The sequence below is a fragment of the Prevotella sp. HMSC073D09 genome (genome assembly GCF_001814145.1).
In the GTDB taxonomy this organism is placed as follows: domain Bacteria; phylum Bacteroidota; class Bacteroidia; order Bacteroidales; family Bacteroidaceae; genus Prevotella; species Prevotella conceptionensis.
The window spans coordinates 873-17,557 of record NZ_KV815128.1; the positions used below are offsets into that span (position 1 = coordinate 873).

Annotated in this window: 13 protein-coding genes; 7 read left to right on the plus strand and 6 right to left on the minus strand. The window is 46.7% G+C overall.

Translation table 11 applies throughout. The features are described from left to right. Positions 1-287: 287 nt before the first annotated feature. The 4 genes from HMPREF2955_RS12435 to HMPREF2955_RS12450 all read left to right on the plus strand — a co-directional run bounded on the left by HMPREF2955_RS12435 (position 288) and on the right by HMPREF2955_RS12450 (position 4,564). Complete coding sequence (locus tag HMPREF2955_RS12435) at positions 288-509, plus strand: DUF4492 domain-containing protein (protein ID WP_009230323.1); 222 nt, start codon at positions 288-290, stop codon at positions 507-509. Positions 510-619: 110 nt separating this feature from the next. Further along, entirely contained in the window at positions 620-2,182 is a 1,563-nt protein-coding gene (locus HMPREF2955_RS12440) for a cytochrome ubiquinol oxidase subunit I (protein ID WP_070723778.1), read from the plus strand. Positions 2,183-2,438: 256 nt separating this feature from the next. Then, entirely contained in the window at positions 2,439-3,581 is a 1,143-nt protein-coding gene (locus HMPREF2955_RS12445; RefSeq protein ID WP_070723779.1) for a cytochrome d ubiquinol oxidase subunit II, read from the plus strand. Positions 3,582-3,874: 293 nt separating this feature from the next. After that, entirely contained in the window at positions 3,875-4,564 is a 690-nt protein-coding gene (locus HMPREF2955_RS12450) for a peptidylprolyl isomerase (RefSeq protein ID WP_070723780.1), read from the plus strand. A 184-nt stretch (positions 4,565-4,748) separates the two neighbouring features. Here HMPREF2955_RS12450 and HMPREF2955_RS12455 read toward each other — a convergent pair whose 3' ends face one another. The 4 genes from HMPREF2955_RS12455 to HMPREF2955_RS12470 all read right to left on the minus strand — a co-directional run bounded on the left by HMPREF2955_RS12455 (position 4,749) and on the right by HMPREF2955_RS12470 (position 9,263). Beyond that, positions 4,749-5,852 carry an Mrp/NBP35 family ATP-binding protein gene (locus HMPREF2955_RS12455; protein ID WP_070723781.1) on the minus strand — a complete coding sequence of 368 codons (1,104 nt, stop codon included), beginning with the start codon at positions 5,850-5,852 and terminating at the stop codon, positions 4,749-4,751. A 166-nt stretch (positions 5,853-6,018) separates the two neighbouring features. Then, positions 6,019-7,320, minus strand: a complete 1,302-nt coding sequence (locus HMPREF2955_RS12460; protein ID WP_070723782.1) for an acyloxyacyl hydrolase — start codon at positions 7,318-7,320, stop codon at positions 6,019-6,021. A 10-nt stretch (positions 7,321-7,330) separates the two neighbouring features. Further along, positions 7,331-8,023, minus strand: coding sequence for a DUF421 domain-containing protein (locus tag HMPREF2955_RS12465; protein WP_070723783.1), 693 nt, complete (start codon positions 8,021-8,023; stop codon positions 7,331-7,333). A gap of 277 nt (positions 8,024-8,300) precedes the next feature. Continuing rightward, on the minus strand, positions 8,301-9,263 hold the full coding sequence (locus tag HMPREF2955_RS12470; RefSeq protein ID WP_070723784.1) for a hypothetical protein: 963 nt from the start codon (positions 9,261-9,263) through the stop codon (positions 8,301-8,303). A 732-nt stretch (positions 9,264-9,995) separates the two neighbouring features. Here HMPREF2955_RS12470 and HMPREF2955_RS12480 point away from each other — a divergent pair. After that, entirely contained in the window at positions 9,996-11,549 is a 1,554-nt protein-coding gene (locus tag HMPREF2955_RS12480; RefSeq protein WP_070723786.1) for a thiol-activated cytolysin family protein, read from the plus strand. A 326-nt stretch (positions 11,550-11,875) separates the two neighbouring features. On the opposite strand, the gene HMPREF2955_RS12485 is transcribed toward HMPREF2955_RS12480, so the two are convergent. After that, a complete protein-coding gene (locus HMPREF2955_RS12485) occupies positions 11,876-12,445 on the minus strand; it encodes an HD domain-containing protein (protein ID WP_070723844.1) in 570 nt (189 codons plus the stop codon). 182 nt (positions 12,446-12,627) lie between these two features. Between HMPREF2955_RS12485 and frr the strand changes: the two genes are divergently transcribed. Together frr and rsgA are read left to right on the plus strand one after the other, a co-directional pair. Further along, a complete protein-coding gene (gene frr, locus HMPREF2955_RS12490) occupies positions 12,628-13,188 on the plus strand; it encodes a ribosome recycling factor (protein ID WP_070723787.1) in 561 nt (186 codons plus the stop codon). Between the two features lie 20 nt (positions 13,189-13,208). Continuing rightward, entirely contained in the window at positions 13,209-14,141 is a 933-nt protein-coding gene (gene rsgA, locus HMPREF2955_RS12495) for a ribosome small subunit-dependent GTPase A (protein ID WP_070723788.1), read from the plus strand. Positions 14,142-14,492: 351 nt separating this feature from the next. Here rsgA and mnmA read toward each other — a convergent pair whose 3' ends face one another. After that, positions 14,493-15,569, minus strand: a complete 1,077-nt coding sequence (gene mnmA, locus HMPREF2955_RS12500) for a tRNA 2-thiouridine(34) synthase MnmA (RefSeq protein WP_070723789.1) — start codon at positions 15,567-15,569, stop codon at positions 14,493-14,495. Positions 15,570-16,685: the final 1,116 nt, after the last annotated feature.

The window sequence follows — 16,685 nt, forward strand, 5'->3', positions numbered from 1 at the left end:
TCTAGCTGTTCTAGTTGTTCTAGCTGTTCTAGTTATCCTAGTTTCACTAGTTATCTTAGTATTCCTAGTTTTCTAGTTATACTAGCCAAACTCGTTCATCAGCAGGCATCGCCATTTTTTATCTAGCAAGTTAACAAGTTTGTAGGCGCAGCCATTTTTTCACCTTTTCACCTTTAAAAGTCCCTTTCACCTTTAAAAGTATTTTTCTTTGGTAAAATAATGTCTGTATTGCGCACATCGTTACGATATTTTTATTATATTTGCACATTGTAAACATTACAATAAGAATGAACAAGAAAAGCTTTTGGTACCGCGCGTTTGACCTTTACTATGATGGTTTTAGGAGCATGACATTGGGTAAGAAGTTGTGGTTGGTGATATTCATCAAGCTCTTCATCATGTTTGCCATCCTCAAAGTGTTTTTCTTTCCCAACTTTTTGAAAGCAAATGCACCCAAAGGAGGGGAGGCCGACTATGTGTCGCGCACGCTAGACCAACGCCAAAAATAGTGGCGGCTATTGTAAACCGGGGCAACTGGGCATGGCGAAGGCTGGCAGACAGAACGCCCCAAAAAGGCAAATCGCACAACATAAGGAAATAATAATCATTAAAATAAACTATGTTCAATCAACTATTTCTAGACATTTCAACGGGTACGATAGACTGGTCGCGCGCGCAGTTCGCCCTTACGGCCATGTACCATTGGCTCTTTGTGCCCCTTACGCTTGGCCTTGCCGTTATCATGGGCATTGCCGAGACCTGCTATTATCGCACCAAAAAGCAGTTTTGGAAAGATGTGGCGCACTTTTGGCAGAAACTATTCGGTATTAACTTTGCTATGGGCGTGGCCACTGGCATTATCTTGGAGTTTCAGTTCGGCACCAATTGGAGCAACTACTCGTGGTTTGTAGGCGACATCTTTGGTGCGCCCTTGGCCATAGAAGGCATTGTGGCCTTCTTTATGGAAAGTACGTTTGTGGCTGTGATGTTCTTCGGGTGGAAAAAGGTTTCGCCAGGTTTCCATCTTGCGTCAACATGGCTTACAGGTATCGGTGCAACCATTTCGGCTTGGTGGATATTGGTGGCCAATGCTTGGATGCAATATCCTGTGGGCTGCGAGTTCAATCCCGATACCATGCGTAACGAGATGGTAAGTTTCGCAGATGTGGCCTTGTCGCCCTTTGCAATAGATAAGTTCTGCCACACCGTAACCTCTTCGTGGATTGTAGGAGCCGTATTCGTGGTGGCTGTAAGTGCCTATTATCTGTTGAAGAAACGCGAAATGGAACTGGCCAAGCAAAGCATGAAGATTGCCGCTTGCGTTGGTTTTGTGGCTTCGGTGCTCGCAGCAATGACGGGACACCATTCTGCCACGCTCGTTGGTAAGGTTCAACCCATGAAACTGGCTGCTATGGAGGCGCTATGCAAGGGTGGCGAGAGCCAAAGCCTTACTGCAATTGCTTTGGTTAATCCCTTTAAGCAGCACGATTATCGTTCAGGCGAAGAACTTGCATGCCATGTTTCTATTCCTTATGCTCTCTCGGTGATGGCTACTCACACCGCGCATGGTTTTGTACCTGGTGTTAACGACCTGCTCGACGGATACGTTAAGGCCGACGGAACACGCGAACCGTCGGTGGCAGAGAAGATGGTGATGGGTAAGGCAGCCGTAAATGCCCTGATGGTGTATCGCAAAGCCAAAAAGGCGGGCGACGAAACAACTGCTCAGAAGGTGTTGCCCATCATCAAAGCCAATATGAAATACTTTGGATATGGTTACGTAGAGAAGGAAGAACAGGTGGTGCCCTATATTCCCCTTGCTTTCTGGTCGTTCCGTTTGATGGTTGGTTTGGGTTCGTTCTTCGTGCTTTTCTTTGCTGTCCTCACCTTTTTCAGCTATCGCAAAGACTTGTCGCGCTATCGTTGGCTACTTATTTTGGGGGTATGCACCTTGCCGATGGGCTACATCGCCACAGAGGCCGGCTGGGTTTTGGCCGAGTTGGGCCGCCAACCTTGGACCATTCAAGACATGTTGCCCACTTGGGTGGCGGTAAGCGACGTTAGTCCTGCCTCTATTGCCACAACCTTCTTCCTCTTCTTGGGCTTGTTTACCACGCTGCTTGTGGTAGAAATAAGCATCATGGTGAAACAGATAAAGAAAGGTCCTGAGTACGGAAAATAAAAAGCCTCACCCCCAACCCCTCTCCAAAGGGAGAGGGGCGTGGATAGCTTTGCTACTTTAAAGGAGGGGTTAAGCCTAATGCGTTGGGGCTTGCGTCTGTAAGAAATCTAGGTTCCCAAAGAAACCTGGGGCTAGGATTTCTAGGAAATCTTGGGAAACTAAGATAGCAAAAACATGCGCGGCTTTGTGGGCGTTATCCATCTTTTCACCCTTTCAGCTTTTCCCTCTTCCCCTTTAACAGAATAAATAATTTATTATGTCATACGAATTTTTGCAACATTATTGGTGGTTCTTGGTGTCGCTCCTAGGCGCATTGCTGGTGTTCCTGATGTTTGTTCAGGGCGCAAACACCCTTATATTTACCCTTGGCAAGACCGAGAACGAACGCCGGTTGGTGGTTAATTCCACTGGCCGAAAGTGGGAATTTACCTTTACTACGTTGGTGGTATTTGGTGGTGGTTTCTTTGCATCGTTCCCTTTGTTTTATAGTACCAGCTTTGGCGGTGCCTATTGGCTTTGGATGATTATACTTTTCTCGTTTGTTATTCAAGCCGTTAGCTACGAATTCCAAAACAAGTTGGGCAATCTCTTGGGCGTTCGCACCTTCCAAACATTCCTAATCATCAACGGCGTTGTAGGGCCGATACTCTTGGGCGGTGCTGTGGCTACGTTCTTCAACGGCTCTAACTTCATTGTAGATAAAGGTAACATTACAGCAATGGCGCAACCCGTGATAAGTCGTTGGGCCAATGGCAGTCATGGGCTCGATGCTTTGCTCGATTTGTGGAACGTAGTTTTAGGCGTGGCCGTGTTCTTCTTGGCGCGCGTATTGGGTTTGCTGTATATTATTAATAATGTGGCCCACGAAACCATCGTTACTCGCGCTCGTAAGCAACTGCGCCTTTGTACGGTAGTGTTCTTAGCATTCTTTTTGAGTTTCTTGGTACACGTATTGTTGAAGGATGGCTATGCTTACGACCCACAAACGGACCTTATCTTTGTGCAACCCTTTAAGTATCTGCACAATCTCACCACGATGTGGTATCTAACCCTCGTGCTTTTGGTGGGCGTTGTGTCGCTACTTTACGGCATTGTGCGTACCCTTCGCGAACCCAAGTTTAAGCGTGGCATCTGGTTTGGCGGTGTTGGCGTGGTGTTGGTGGTGTTGGTTCTGCTGCTTTGTGCAGGTTGGAACAACACGGCTTACTATCCTTCTAACGCCGATTTGCAAAGTTCGCTCACCATTGCCAACAGCTCTGGCAGCGAGTTTACGCTAACAGCCATGTCGGTTGTGTCGCTACTTATCCCCTTCGTATTGGCTTATATCTTTGCCGCGTGGCGCGCCATAGACCGCAAATCCATTACCGAAGACGAGATAATGAACGGCGAAAGCTATTAAAGTGAGTGGTGAGGTGTTGAGCTTATGAGGTTTTGAGTTGTTGAGTTTATAAGTTTGTGAGATGTTGAGTTGTTGTGCTTATCGGTTAATGAGCGATGAATGCTGAACATGATGAGGCAAACTTAGCAGCTTATAAACTCACAAAGCCCAACAAATCACAGGTTTATAAACTCAACATCTCACCAACTTGTAACCTCAACAACTCAAAAACTCATAGGCTCATAACCTCAAAGCCTCACCAACTCATAAACTTATAAACTCAGAAAACCTTATAAACTTACAAACTTAAAGTTATGAAAAAAGCATTGTTTACCTTAGTTTGCGCCATGTTTTGCATGGTAGCTTTGGCGCAAACGCAGGCCGATACGGTTCGGCATCAGGTGTTGTTAGAAACCAATATGGGCAACATCCGCGTGGTTTTGTATAACGAAACGCCTAAACATCGCGACAATTTTATACGGCTTGTGAAGTCGGGTTATTACAATGGAACCCTTTTTCACCGAGTAATAGAGAACTTTATGATACAAGGTGGCGATTCTACTTCGCGCCATGCGGCCTTCGGAGAGCCTACTGGTGGCTACTCGCCTGACTATACTGTGCCTGCCGAAATTGTGTTTCCAACGTATTATCACAAGCGTGGCGCATTGGCGGCTGCGCGGGAAGGCGACGATGTTAACCCCAAATGGGAGTCGTCTTCGGCTCAATTCTACATCGTTTATGGCAAACGTATGACCGATTATCAGCTCGATGCCGTGCAAGCAAAGTTGGATTTGAGAACTAACGGCAGTGTAAAACTGACGCCCGAACAACGCGAAACCTATTTTAAGAAAGGCGGAACACCACACCTCGACGGCACTTATACGGTGTTTGGAGAAGTGGTTGAAGGGATGGACGTGGTAGAAAAGATACAGAAAACGCCCTGCGACGAACGTAGTAGGCCTTTCGAAGACATGAAGATTATTAAAGCTGTGGTGGTGAAGTAAGGGTGAATGCAATGCGGCAGACCATTGAAAAGGCCTGACTGCAAATGGGAACGGGGCGTTTGTTGACCCCCTTTTACATAAAATGCGTTTCTTGGCACAGCAAGATGCAATATAATTTGCGTGTTGCCATGCCAAGAAACGCACTTTTTGGTTCAGGCCAACAAACCGTATGGGCGGTGTTGTTTTACCCTTTATTCACCTCAACAATCTTTGTGGGAGCTTGCTCCTTGTTGCGCCTGTTGGTTACAGTAACCACAGCTTGCGCCAAGTTTATGAAGGCTTGGCCCGTTATTGTGTCGGCATCCAACGCCGCCGGCGTACCCTTGTCGCCGTTTTCGCAGATACTTTGCACCAATGGAATTTGCGCCAATAGGGGCGTTTCCATCTCGTCGGCCAGTTGTTTAACGCCTTCTTTGCCAAAGATGTAATACTTGTTTTGGGGCAATTCGGCAGGTGTAAACCACGCCATGTTCTCAACAAGGCCCAATATGGGTACGTTCACCTTTTCGTTTCGGTACATGTCGATACCCTTTCGCGCATCGGCCAAGGCCACGCTTTGTGGCGTACTAACGATAACCGCGCCAGTAATGGCCAGTGTTTGCAGCAAGGTGAGGTGTATGTCGCTTGTTCCCGGCGGCGTGTCTAGTATAAAATAGTCCAGCTCTCCCCAGTCGGCATCGGCGATAAGCTGTTTCAAAGCATTGCTGGCCATACTCCCACGCCACAGCGTAGCCGTCTCTGCGTTTACGAAAAAGCCGATGCTAAGTAGCTTAACGCCATATTGTTCGATGGGTTCGATAAGGTCGCGGCCGTCTACTTTCGAGGCATAGGGTCGCGCTTGCTCAACGTTGAACATCTTAGGCATTGAAGGACCGAAGATGTCGGCATCCAACAAGCCCACCTTATAGCCCAATCGGGCAAGCGCAATAGCAAGGTTTGCCGACACTGTGCTTTTGCCAACGCCACCCTTACCCGAACTAACGGCAATGATGTTCTTTACTTGTGGCAGCAGCTTTCCCACTTCGGGGCGAGGCTTAGAGGCAAATTCGGTTTTTATTTCCACTTCTACATCGGGGCTTACATGATAGTGTATGGCCGCCTCTGCCGCCTTGATGGTCGACTTTAAGAAAGGGTCGGTCTCCTTGGGAAAGCGTAATGTGAAACTTACTTTCATGCCATCAATGTGTATATCGTCGGCAAGCATGTCGCTTTCAATGATATTCTTTTTTGTTCCGGCGTACATCACTGTGGCCAATGCGTCTTTTATCAGTTTGGGATATAATGTCATGATGTTTTTGTTGTTTCGTTATGCAAATGTAAGTATAAATTGGGTATGCGCCAAACAAAAGGCATAAATCTGGCATTCGGCCTTACCCCCAGCCCCCTCTCCTATGGGAAAGGGGGAGTGGTATGCTTTGTTGTTATGGTGCAAATGTTCTTTTCGTATTCCTTGCTTACAGCCTGATGGGTACCCCAACCACCACTTCCGTAAGGTCGGCTTTGGTTTTATGGGCCTTTACGTTCACGCCAACCGTAAGCCCATTGAACCAAGGCAAGGCGTAATGCAGGCCAATGCGTTCGTAATATGGCGTTTCGTTTATCTTAGCATTGGCTCCCATTCGGCGATAAAGGTAAACGCCGAGCGACACAGCCAGCGACAATCGCCCATAATGCGCCTCGTGTTTGGCTGCTAAGCCAAAGGAGAATGGCGAGTGACGGAGATTGTAGCCGGCTTGTTGGTCTAATTCTTCCACGCGACGTGCGTATGTTCCATAAAACGCGTCAACGCCCACGCCCGACGACCAACGGCGCGCATGGCGCCACATCAAATCGGCCTGTAACGAATAGGCGGCGTAGATGCGAAAGCGTTCTGTACGATAGTCGGGATGCCCAGGTGGCGTTCCAAACTGCGTTAACAGCCAGTCTTCGAGCAACGTTTTCGCCCCAACGCCTGCCGCGAAGTTGAGGTACATACCCCGTTCGAATGGTTTTTTGCTGCTTGTTTGTGCTGTGCGCAATGTTTGTTCGTAGTAAGGCGTGTACAACAAAGCCAGCGATGCGCCCAAGGTGTTGCTGCCTTTATTGGGGCGATAAAGGGCACCATTGCTGTGGTGTACAAACTCTAACGATGCTCGTAACCCCCATTTTGGGGCGAAATGAAAGGTCTGATGCAGACCTGCGGCAAAGTAAATGGAGGCATGCGACCCGATAAACTCGTTGTCGATGGCGTTCTCCTTATTATATATAGACGACGAAAAGCCTACGCCGCTACTGAGCGAATAGGCCGTTTCCCAGGTTCGCGAACGATGAAGAGGACGATAAAAGGTGGTGTATAACGAGAGCGTATTGCCCAAAGGCGACTCGTAGGACACGGGAACAAGCAACCCCCAATCGGCATCGGCCTCGCGATGTAGCCTTACGGCATTGTTAAATGTGTAGCGTAAGCCAAAGGCGAAGGTGGGATTGCCATAGTCAACGGCAAAGGCGTCGCTGTCTTTGGGCAGCGGAGCGCGCAACAATTCGAGGGCCACAGAAAGGTTGTCGCCCCGTTTGAGCCATTTCTTCACATATTGGTCGGCTGCCACCACGTTTCCTTTCATGGCCGAAAGGCTCACGCCCCATCGCGAAACGCTATCCGTTTGTTGGGCAAAGGCAGTAGCGAACGCCAATGTAAGTGTGCACAAAGTTATGCCGAGTCTTATTGTTCTTTGCTTTGTGCCGTTTGGTTTTCTCCTTTCTTCGTTTGCAAAAAGCATTATCACATCGTTAGTTAAGCACCTCTTGCGCAATCTCTTCGGCAGCAATTTCCTCACTTCCACGTTTCACGTCGCCGTTCTTCGCTACTAGATAGAAACCTTTCCCCGGTGTCCACTCCATGCAAAACAGGTTAGTGGGACTGTCGTAGCCATAGTGCTTGATATGCCTAAGTACCCATTGGCGGGTCTTTCCGCAATGGTACAACGAGCTGTCTACAATGGCACCGTTGTTTACAAGTAAGTACGAATCGGCCACCTTTCCCACTTCCGATACCGTTATGGCACCGTTAGTTTCAAAGCGAACATCGTCTACATCGAACATCGAGAACACACCTTTTTGCCTGAGTAGCAGACGAAATTGTTCCATTTCCAAGCTGTTGCGTTTAAAGGCCTTAAAGTTGATGGCTCCACCTTTCACCAAATACACGCTGTCGCCCTTGATGAGGCGGCGCAATACCTTAGAGCGCATGCAGAAACGGATAAAGAGATTGAAACCGGTCCACACGGCGAGGGCGAAGAGAATGTGCCAAACGCTCATGTCGGGGTTGTAAAGCACACCGCCGACTAGCGCTCCTATCACAAACGCGCTTACCGTATCGAGTGGCGTTAGCTGTGCCATCTGCGCCTTACCTGCAATGCGCAGGAAGACCAAAATACCTATCATGCCCGTTATCAGCTTGACTGCGATTTCGAAATACTGCATACTTGTTACCGTTTATGTTGTGATTTTTGTTTGCAAAGATAGAAAAATGTGCGCAAACATTCATCGTTGTTGGCGTTAAAAACGATGAGTGGTTGTATAATGGTTTGCGTTCTTGTGTTCTTCCTTTTGCCAACCAACTGTGCGGTAATGGGCGCAAGTGCCGTTGCTTGCTTCTTTAGTTTTGTTCAGAATGAAAGCGATTTCCTATCGTTCATGTAGGGACATAATTCATCTTCATTCGTACACTTGGCAGCTGGCCACCTCATAAACTCACGCGCTATTTAGCAGACTGCTCTGAATTGAAGGCATTTAAAAGATTGATTCTGCATAAAATTATTTTCTTTTTTGCACCCGAATAACCCAGTATATATAGGTTTTCGCCATGTAACATACAGTAGGTTGGCGCAGTGGTGAAAGTTTCAGGGTCAATATCATTTGTAAGCACAGGCAAGGGAATGACATCATACATGTCGTTTAGATGATAATTGATGTCATAATGCTTTGCTACCTTTCCGTCTTTATCGGCAAAAGCAAGCGTCCAACTGGCTTTCCCTGAATTGCCGAACAATCCCCAAAAGATGTTATAGCCGTTCCATGTGCCTTTGTAGTTGCCGTCAAAACCGGGGAATACCAGTTTTGCAGACGGATATAAATAGCTGTCCAATATCTTTTTGCATTCGGAACTGTTGCACATAACATTGTCTTTGTTTTCAATGTCTTCCTTTTTTATCAATCTACCCGAGTCATTAAAGTATGTTGCTTTATAATTGGCATGAAGTGGCTGGCCTATCCTTTGGATTAATACAAATCCAGACTCCTGCATCGTTCCTTCGCACGGCCTGAGTTTGCCAATGTTCAGCTTTACTTTATCAACAGGTCCTTGCCCGCTTTTGTGCATACGGTATAAAGTTAGGTTTTGATCATTCACCAAGTACACGCTGTCTTTTACTACTTTAAACATTGATAGCTTTGTTGGCAGCTCATCTATTACTCTTTCGTACATTTTCTTTGTTCCTTTAAAGCAAACAACGCTTAGCGGTTTGCCTCCCGCAAAGTAGAAAACATCATTATCCGCAACAGAAAAGCCAGACATGAACAACAAATTCCTTGCTTGAACATAACAACATGCAATTCCATTCTTGCCATTAATGTCGTACTCCCAATGTTTTACCACATGCTCTTGTGCATAACCAACTGTAAATATGGTCAGCAATAACAATAAACCAACATACTTTTTCATAAATAACGATTGCTTTGATGTATAATTTAGATAAACTTTCTTGGCTTAGGGATGTTTCAAAAAGTCGTCTTTAATGGCTTTCTTGGTTGCCTCTGAGCGGGTTCTGCTTGCTTATTTGGCGGACATGGCGAGAAAACGCACTTATCGAGGAACGAGAAAAGAACCTTAGTTTAATGCGTTGTAACGTCTTTTTGCCCGATTACCCCTTGAAGGATGAGCATAATAGCTGGTACTTGCATTTGTTGGATGGCAGTGTGTCCTTACTTTATCCTCGTTGCTGCGTTGGCCGGGTAGATGCTCCTCATCATGTACGAAGTGTTTGGCAAAGGTACAATAATTCCTTGAATTATAATTCGTTTGAGGTTACATTTTGCGGAAGTGTTGGTAGGTGCGTGTGCAATAAAGCCTTTCTTTTTTAGCGATTTGCCTTGCGAGAAATGTTGCAACATTGAAAGAACCGTCGCAAGGAAAGGCTCACACGGATGTAACGTTGGGCAAGTTGGGCAGCAACAACGTAGTTTCCTAACCTGATTTTCTTGCAGGGCTGGGTAAGATGGGCGGCAAAAGTAAAGGCATTTTCTCGTTGTATGACCTCGTAAAGATACAACTGTAAACGTTAAAGAACTATAATCTAAGTGCCGTTTGGCGCAAGATTTACTGAAAAACTTGATTAATAAAGGAAAGTGTAGCAAAACATTTAATTAGAGAATAGTAACTAATATCAAAACAAAAATGAAGAAACTAACATTAAGAAAAGAACTAATGGTTGTGTTTTCAGTCCTTGTATGTGCCTGTGGCAATGACAAAGACGGGGACTTGGGAACAAACACAGGGAATGGAACTTTCCCAACGGAGATTAACTCGTATGTAAATACCATGCCATCGGTAAAACAGATGGAACCTTTTTCAGAAAGAAAAGTGGGCGATGCCAAACCTGCATCTCTCGGATATGCCTTTGCTGATACAAGAGGAACTTCGGCCAAGGAATACTACGAACAAGCGAAAGAGTTTGAAGAACAACTGCTCTTCTCGGACGATAAGAACGTTTTCTATCCTGGTGCGCTGCTGCGGGCGAAGAGTGTTGTTGATGGAGAATACGATCCTATCGAGGCAGACCGCGCTCCAATCATGCTTTCTACCGACCTTCCAGGTAGTTCCGACCCCACTATCAAAATAGAAAACCCCTCGCTTTCGGGCGTAAGAAAGGGAATTAACGAACTGCTTAGCCGTAAGTTCGACGCACCTGCGGCTAACCTCACCTATTCCATCGAGGAGGTTTACGACAAAGCGCACCTCAAAATGGCTATGGGTGGCAACTACAAAGGTGCTGCCAACACCGTAGAGGCAAGTGCGGGTTTCAGCTTTGATAAGGAAAAGAACCGCTTTTTGGTGAAAGTGCAGCAGGTGTTCTATGAATTGAGCATCGACTTGCCCAAGAATCCATCTGACTTCTTTGCCAAGGAATTTGACTATAAGAAGGAGTTTGGCAAAGAAAAGCCCCTGTTCGTCTCTTCCATCAAATATGGTCGCATCTTGCTTTTGGGCATCGAGACAAATATGACGAAGAAAGAGGCGGAGGCTAAACTGCAAGCATCTGTGCTGGGCGGAAAGATTGGTGCCAATGCAGAGGCTGCTTACAACGACTTGCTTAAAGAATCTACCATCAAGGGACGTGTTTTGGGTGGAGATGCCAAACTGGGCTCGTTGGCCGCCATCAGCTTGGAGGACGTGAAGAAGTTCATCAGCGAAGGCGCCCGCCTGAGTACTGAAAACCCTGGCGCACCAATTGCTTACAAATTAAAGGAACTTGGAACGAACCGCACATTTAAAACGGTAATCTATTCTAAGTACACCAAGAACGATCCCTATGCTGGCGAGTTCTCGAGTGTCGGTTTCGAACTTGTTGTTCAAGATGATTTGAAGTCGTTAGCAGGCAAAAAACTCAATGCAGGCAGGGGTTATGTGCAGTTTGGTACCGACCCTAAGCAACAAGCAGAGTTTCATTTCGACTATTGGAGTAGGTATGCACATTACAATATTCCTAGCTATAAAAGCGGTGAAAAGATTTTTGTGGTGTTCAAGAGAGAAAGGGAAAACGATGGATTTAGGAAAGAATATACCTTTGAAATTCCCCTGTTCGAGCAGCTAGTAAGAGAAGGGAAGAGACTGGGCCATGGGGAAATTAAGAAACTTTACGATACGGAGAAGAACCCTTTGAAGTTGCGCGACACACAAGGGGAGGTAACAATGACCTTTGGTATTGAAAAATTGAAGTTCCATAAGTAACATCACGCTTATATTAGGCTGCCGATAAGATTGTCGGCAGCCTACAAAGAGCTGAATGAAAGACGATAAAGCCAACGGCATAGGGTATGTAAAACCTCACCTCTGCCAATGGGTTAGACATTCAGCTGACGTTTCTCTTTAAGAAAGAACCCGGCATCACGCCGGGTTCTTTTCTTTTTATCTTCTTGTTTTTGATAGTTTCTTTTAATCTTTATCGTGTTTGAAAAGAGAGGTAAAGGCAACGAGTTTTGCGGTGTAGTCCAAACGTTTGTTTCCCTATTCGTCCACGAAAGGCACTGAGTCAATAGCATTTCAAACGCCAAAGATTATGTCGCAGCGAGCACCATTGGCGGTTCTCCAAACCTTTTCACCCATGCGCGGAAACGCTCTAACCCATCTTCGCCAAACTTAGCCAGGCTCTTTTCGGCCTGTTCCACCGTCTTTTGGCGGTCGAGTTTGGTCTTGCTGAAAAACTTATCGGCATAGCAAATCAGCTGTTCTTCGAGTGTTTCGGGCAAGAAATCTTGTAAGGGAAGGGGCAAATGTTGCGTTTCGATGGCCTCGCGAGTGATGCCTGCGCCCGTATGCCGTTCGCAAACGCGGGCATGGCGCGGCATTCCTTCGGCTCGCAGCATCTCTGCGCCTTGGCGTCCGTGGGCGATATAGGGTTCGGTTCCAAAGCAATGGATGGACGGAGCATCGCAACGCACAATGCCGATGTCGTGCAACATGGCCGCCTCTTCAACAAATTGCAGGTCGAGATTTAGCTCGGGATGTTGTTTAGCCAAGGCCAAAGCCAGGTCGGCCACACTTCTGCTGTGGGTTAACAATATGTGTCGCAGCTCGTTGTCGTGCGGATAGTATTTGTCGATAACGGTTTGGTAACCTGTTTGCATGTCTTTTTTCTGTCTTAATTTTCTTTTTAAACGCGTGTGTCCTATATATATTGTACGCGCGCGCGAAAAACAAGCGTTATGCAAGAAAACAATTGCCCAACCGCTTTTTTGCGCCAAACAATTTGGGTTATTGGCGATAATTCTCTAAATTTGTGCTTTAAAACAATTAAGAACTAAGTATTATGATAGACGTAAAGGAAGCATTGCAAGATGCGCAAGACCGCATGGAGATGGCGGCGATGTATCTTGAAGAGCAATTGTCGCGCGTTCGTGCAGGTAGAGCAAACGTGGCAATACTCGATGGTGTGCGTGTTGAATCGTACGGCATGACCGTTCCACTGAACCAAGTGGCCAACGTTTCGGCACCCGATGCGCGTACCATCGCCATCAAACCTTTTGATAAAAAGGCCATCCGCGACATCGAAAAGGCCATCATGGACAGCGATGTGGGCATCACGCCAGAGAACAACGGCGAGGTTATACGCCTAGGAATACCGCAGCCAACCGAAGAACGCCGCCGCGAATTGACCAAGCAATGCAACAAGATTGGCGAGAAAACCAAGATTGAAGTGCGCAACGTGCGTGCCGAAATAAAGGATAAACTGAAGAAGGCCATTAAGGACGGACTGTCGGAAGACAACGAAAAGGATGCCGAAGAGAAACTCCAAAAGCTGCACGACAAGTTCATTAAGAAGATTGACGAATTGCTTGAGGCGAAGAACAAGGAGATAATGACGGTTTAATACCGCGCCAAAGGCACAGCATGCAAGGACTGGTAATAAAGAATACGGGCAGTTGGTACACGGTGAAAACCGACGACGGCCGAATTGTCGACAGCAAGATAAAGGGCAGTTTCAGGCTTAAAGGCATACGCAGCACATCGCCTGTGGCTGTGGGCGACCGCGTGCAGCTTGTAACCAACCAAGAGGGCACGGCCTTTATCTCGGCTATCGACGACCGCAAGAACTACATTATACGCAAGTCGTCGAACCTTTCAAAGCAGAGTCACATCCTTGCAGCGAACATCGACCAGGCTTTGCTCATCGTAACCGTTAACCGACCACAGACTTCCACAACCTTTATCGACCGCTTTTTGGCCTCGGCCGAGGCCTATCGCATACCAGTTGTGCTGGTGTTTAACAAGACCGACCTGCTCGACGACGACGAAATGCGCTACCAACAGATGGTGATGAACCTCTACGAGACGGTTGGTTACCACTGTTTGGCCATTTCGGCCGAGACGGGAGCGGGCGTCGACGAGGTGCGGGCCTTGCTTAAAGGTCGCATTTCGCTTTTAAGTGGCAACAGTGGGGTGGGGAAGTCCACCCTCATTAACCGCCTTTTGCCCACGGCGAACCTGCGAACCGCAGAGATTTCAAACGCTCATAACGCAGGTATGCACACCACCACGTTCAGCGAAATGTTGGAATTGCCCGAAAGCGGATGGGTTATCGACACGCCGGGCATCAAGGGTTTTGGCACGTTCGACATCGAACGCACCGAACTAAGCAGCTATTTTAAGGAGATATTTGCGTTTTCCAAAGATTGTCGTTTTAACAATTGCACGCATACGCACGAGCCTGGCTGCGCCGTGTTGCAGGCCTTAAACGACCATTATATTGCGCAAAGCCGCTACCAATCGTACCTGAGCATGCTTGACGATAAGGACGAAAGCAAGTATAGGGAGGCGTATTAAGGCCTCACCCCCAGCCCCTCCTTGACAGAGAAAAAAGCCTCACCCCCAGCCCCTCTCCAAGGGGAGAGGGGATGATATGCCTTGCTGTTTCAACACTTGTATGGTTACAAGCTCATTAATTAAAGGCTCTTAACCTTACGAACCTTAGTTCTCTTAACCGCACGTGGCCTGGTTCTCATACACTCATTATCCCAAGTTCTCTTAACCGCGCGTGCTCTAGTTCTCATACCCTCACGTGTCCTAGTTCTCATACCCTCACGAACCTTAGTTCTCTTAACCGCACATCCTCGCGAACTAGTAAGGCTTTCGGTGCAAAAACACACGGACTTACAAACTCACAAGCTCATAAACTCACCATGCTATTTCAGCAGAGCCAAAGCAGCGGTGGTGTTCTTTATCGTATATAACGCAGAACTGGCCAGGCGCAACGCCTTGCATGGGTTCTTCGGCATGCACGATATAGCCCCCATCGGGTAGCGGTTCTAGTTGTGCGCGATGATATTCGGGTGTGTGCCTAATCTTAAATGTAACGTCTAGCCCATCTAGCGGAGCCGTCAGCAGGTGCAAGTCTTGCACCTTAAAGTCTTTCTTATACGCCGTGGCAGGTTCGTACCCCTTGCTTACGAACAGCACATTGCGTTCCACATCCTTTTTAACCGCATACCACGGACCACCACCAAAGCCCAGTCCATGACGCTGACCAATGGTGTGAAACCACAGTCCGCGGTGCATGCCGATTTTCTTTTCCGTTTCCAGTTCCAGCACTTCGCCAGGGTTTTCGCCAAGAAAGCGGCGGATGTAATCATTATAATTAATCTTGCCAAGAAAGCAAATGCCTTGGCTGTCTTTACGTTTGGCGTTGATAAGATGTTCGCGTTCGGCAATCTCCCTCACCTCTCCCTTTTGATAGTGACCAATGGGAAAAATGGCCTTTTGCAGTTGCCAATCGTATATTTGTGCAAGGAAGTCGGTCTGGTCTTTCACTGGGTCGGGACTCGTAACCAGCCATTTCTTGCCGTCAATCCATTCCGTTTGGGCATAATGTCCCGTTGCGATGAGGTCGTATTCGTGTCCGCGTTTCTCATGAAATGCGCCAAACTTAATCAATCGGTTGCACATCACGTCGGGATTGGGTGTAAATCCCGCCTTCACCTTGTCCATCGTGTAGCGTGTAACTTGCTCCCAATACTCCTTATGGCAGTCAACCACCTCCAATTTGCACCCGAAGCGTTTGGCCACAGCCGTAGCCATTTCCAAGTCTTCTTCGGATGCGCAGTCCCATTCTTCTGTTTCTTCGGGGCCAATCTTGATATAAAAGCAATCGGGGTGCAGTCCAAGTTGGTTAAACTCGTACACCACCACCGAACTATCTACCCCTCCCGATAGTAGCACGGCAATCTTTTTTCCCTGCAATTCTTCGATATTCATGGTTGCAAAGATAGCTAAAAAATGGCGTATTGCCAGTCTTCGGGTGTATGTTTAACGCAGTTTTGCCTGTTGACAAGCATCATAACGAGGGGTTGGCAGAGGGGAAACATATACCAAGTGCAGAACAAATCAACTCCCTAGCTTATAAACTCTAAAACCCAACAACTCCCGAATATATCACCCCATCAACTCAAAAACTTATCAACCCACAACCTCACAAGCTCACAACCTTATCAACTCATCACCTCAAACACACACCAACTCAAACACACGCCAACTCAAACACTCACGAACTCATCAACTCACAACCTCAAACACATCAACTCACAACCTTAAAATCTTAAATTTTATTTTACAATCCTGCTCTAATTTATTCTCCGTTCTAGCGAGGATATAGGTTAAAAAGTGGTCAAATTGCCACCATTTTTAGTCTTCTATGTCTGTTACTTTGTCTAGATTAAAGAAAAGAACCTGCATTTTGCACCATTTAGCCTTTCTAGTTTGGTTGTCAGCTCATTATTTTTTACGCCCAATTACTCACTTTTTAGCCTCCAAACCCCACTTTTTAACGGCTATTTTGCCCTTTTTAGCCATCTATTTGATGGGTCTAAAAGGTTTTGTTTATACCATTGCTGTGTATATTTATGCTTTTTGTCTCGCATTTAGCAACGTTTTGTCTTGCGTTTAGCACCAAAATGCCTTGCGTTTAGCACCAAAATGCGCTGCGTTTAGCACCAAAACACACTGCATTTTGCACCAAAACACCTTGCGTTTAGCATCAAAACGCACCACATTTAGCAGCAAATGGCCCTAAATATGGTGTAGATGGCGTTTGTTTTAAATAAAAATTCATTTTGTCGCATTCACAGACTACCCCCTTTTTACATCAAAACAAACCTTCGCGAGAATCGATTTTTTGCGCAAGATAGGCGATTGGTCGACAGAAAGGGCACTTTTAGTGTTAAATTTCTTGCTGAAAAGATTACAGTGATTGGCGAGTTAACGAGTGGACAGGTTAACAAGAAGGCAAGTGGATGAGTGAACGAGTTGTTCGTTCTTTTCTCGTTCCTCGAAAAGTGCGGTTTCTCGCCATGACAATGTTAGAGCAAGCTCGAC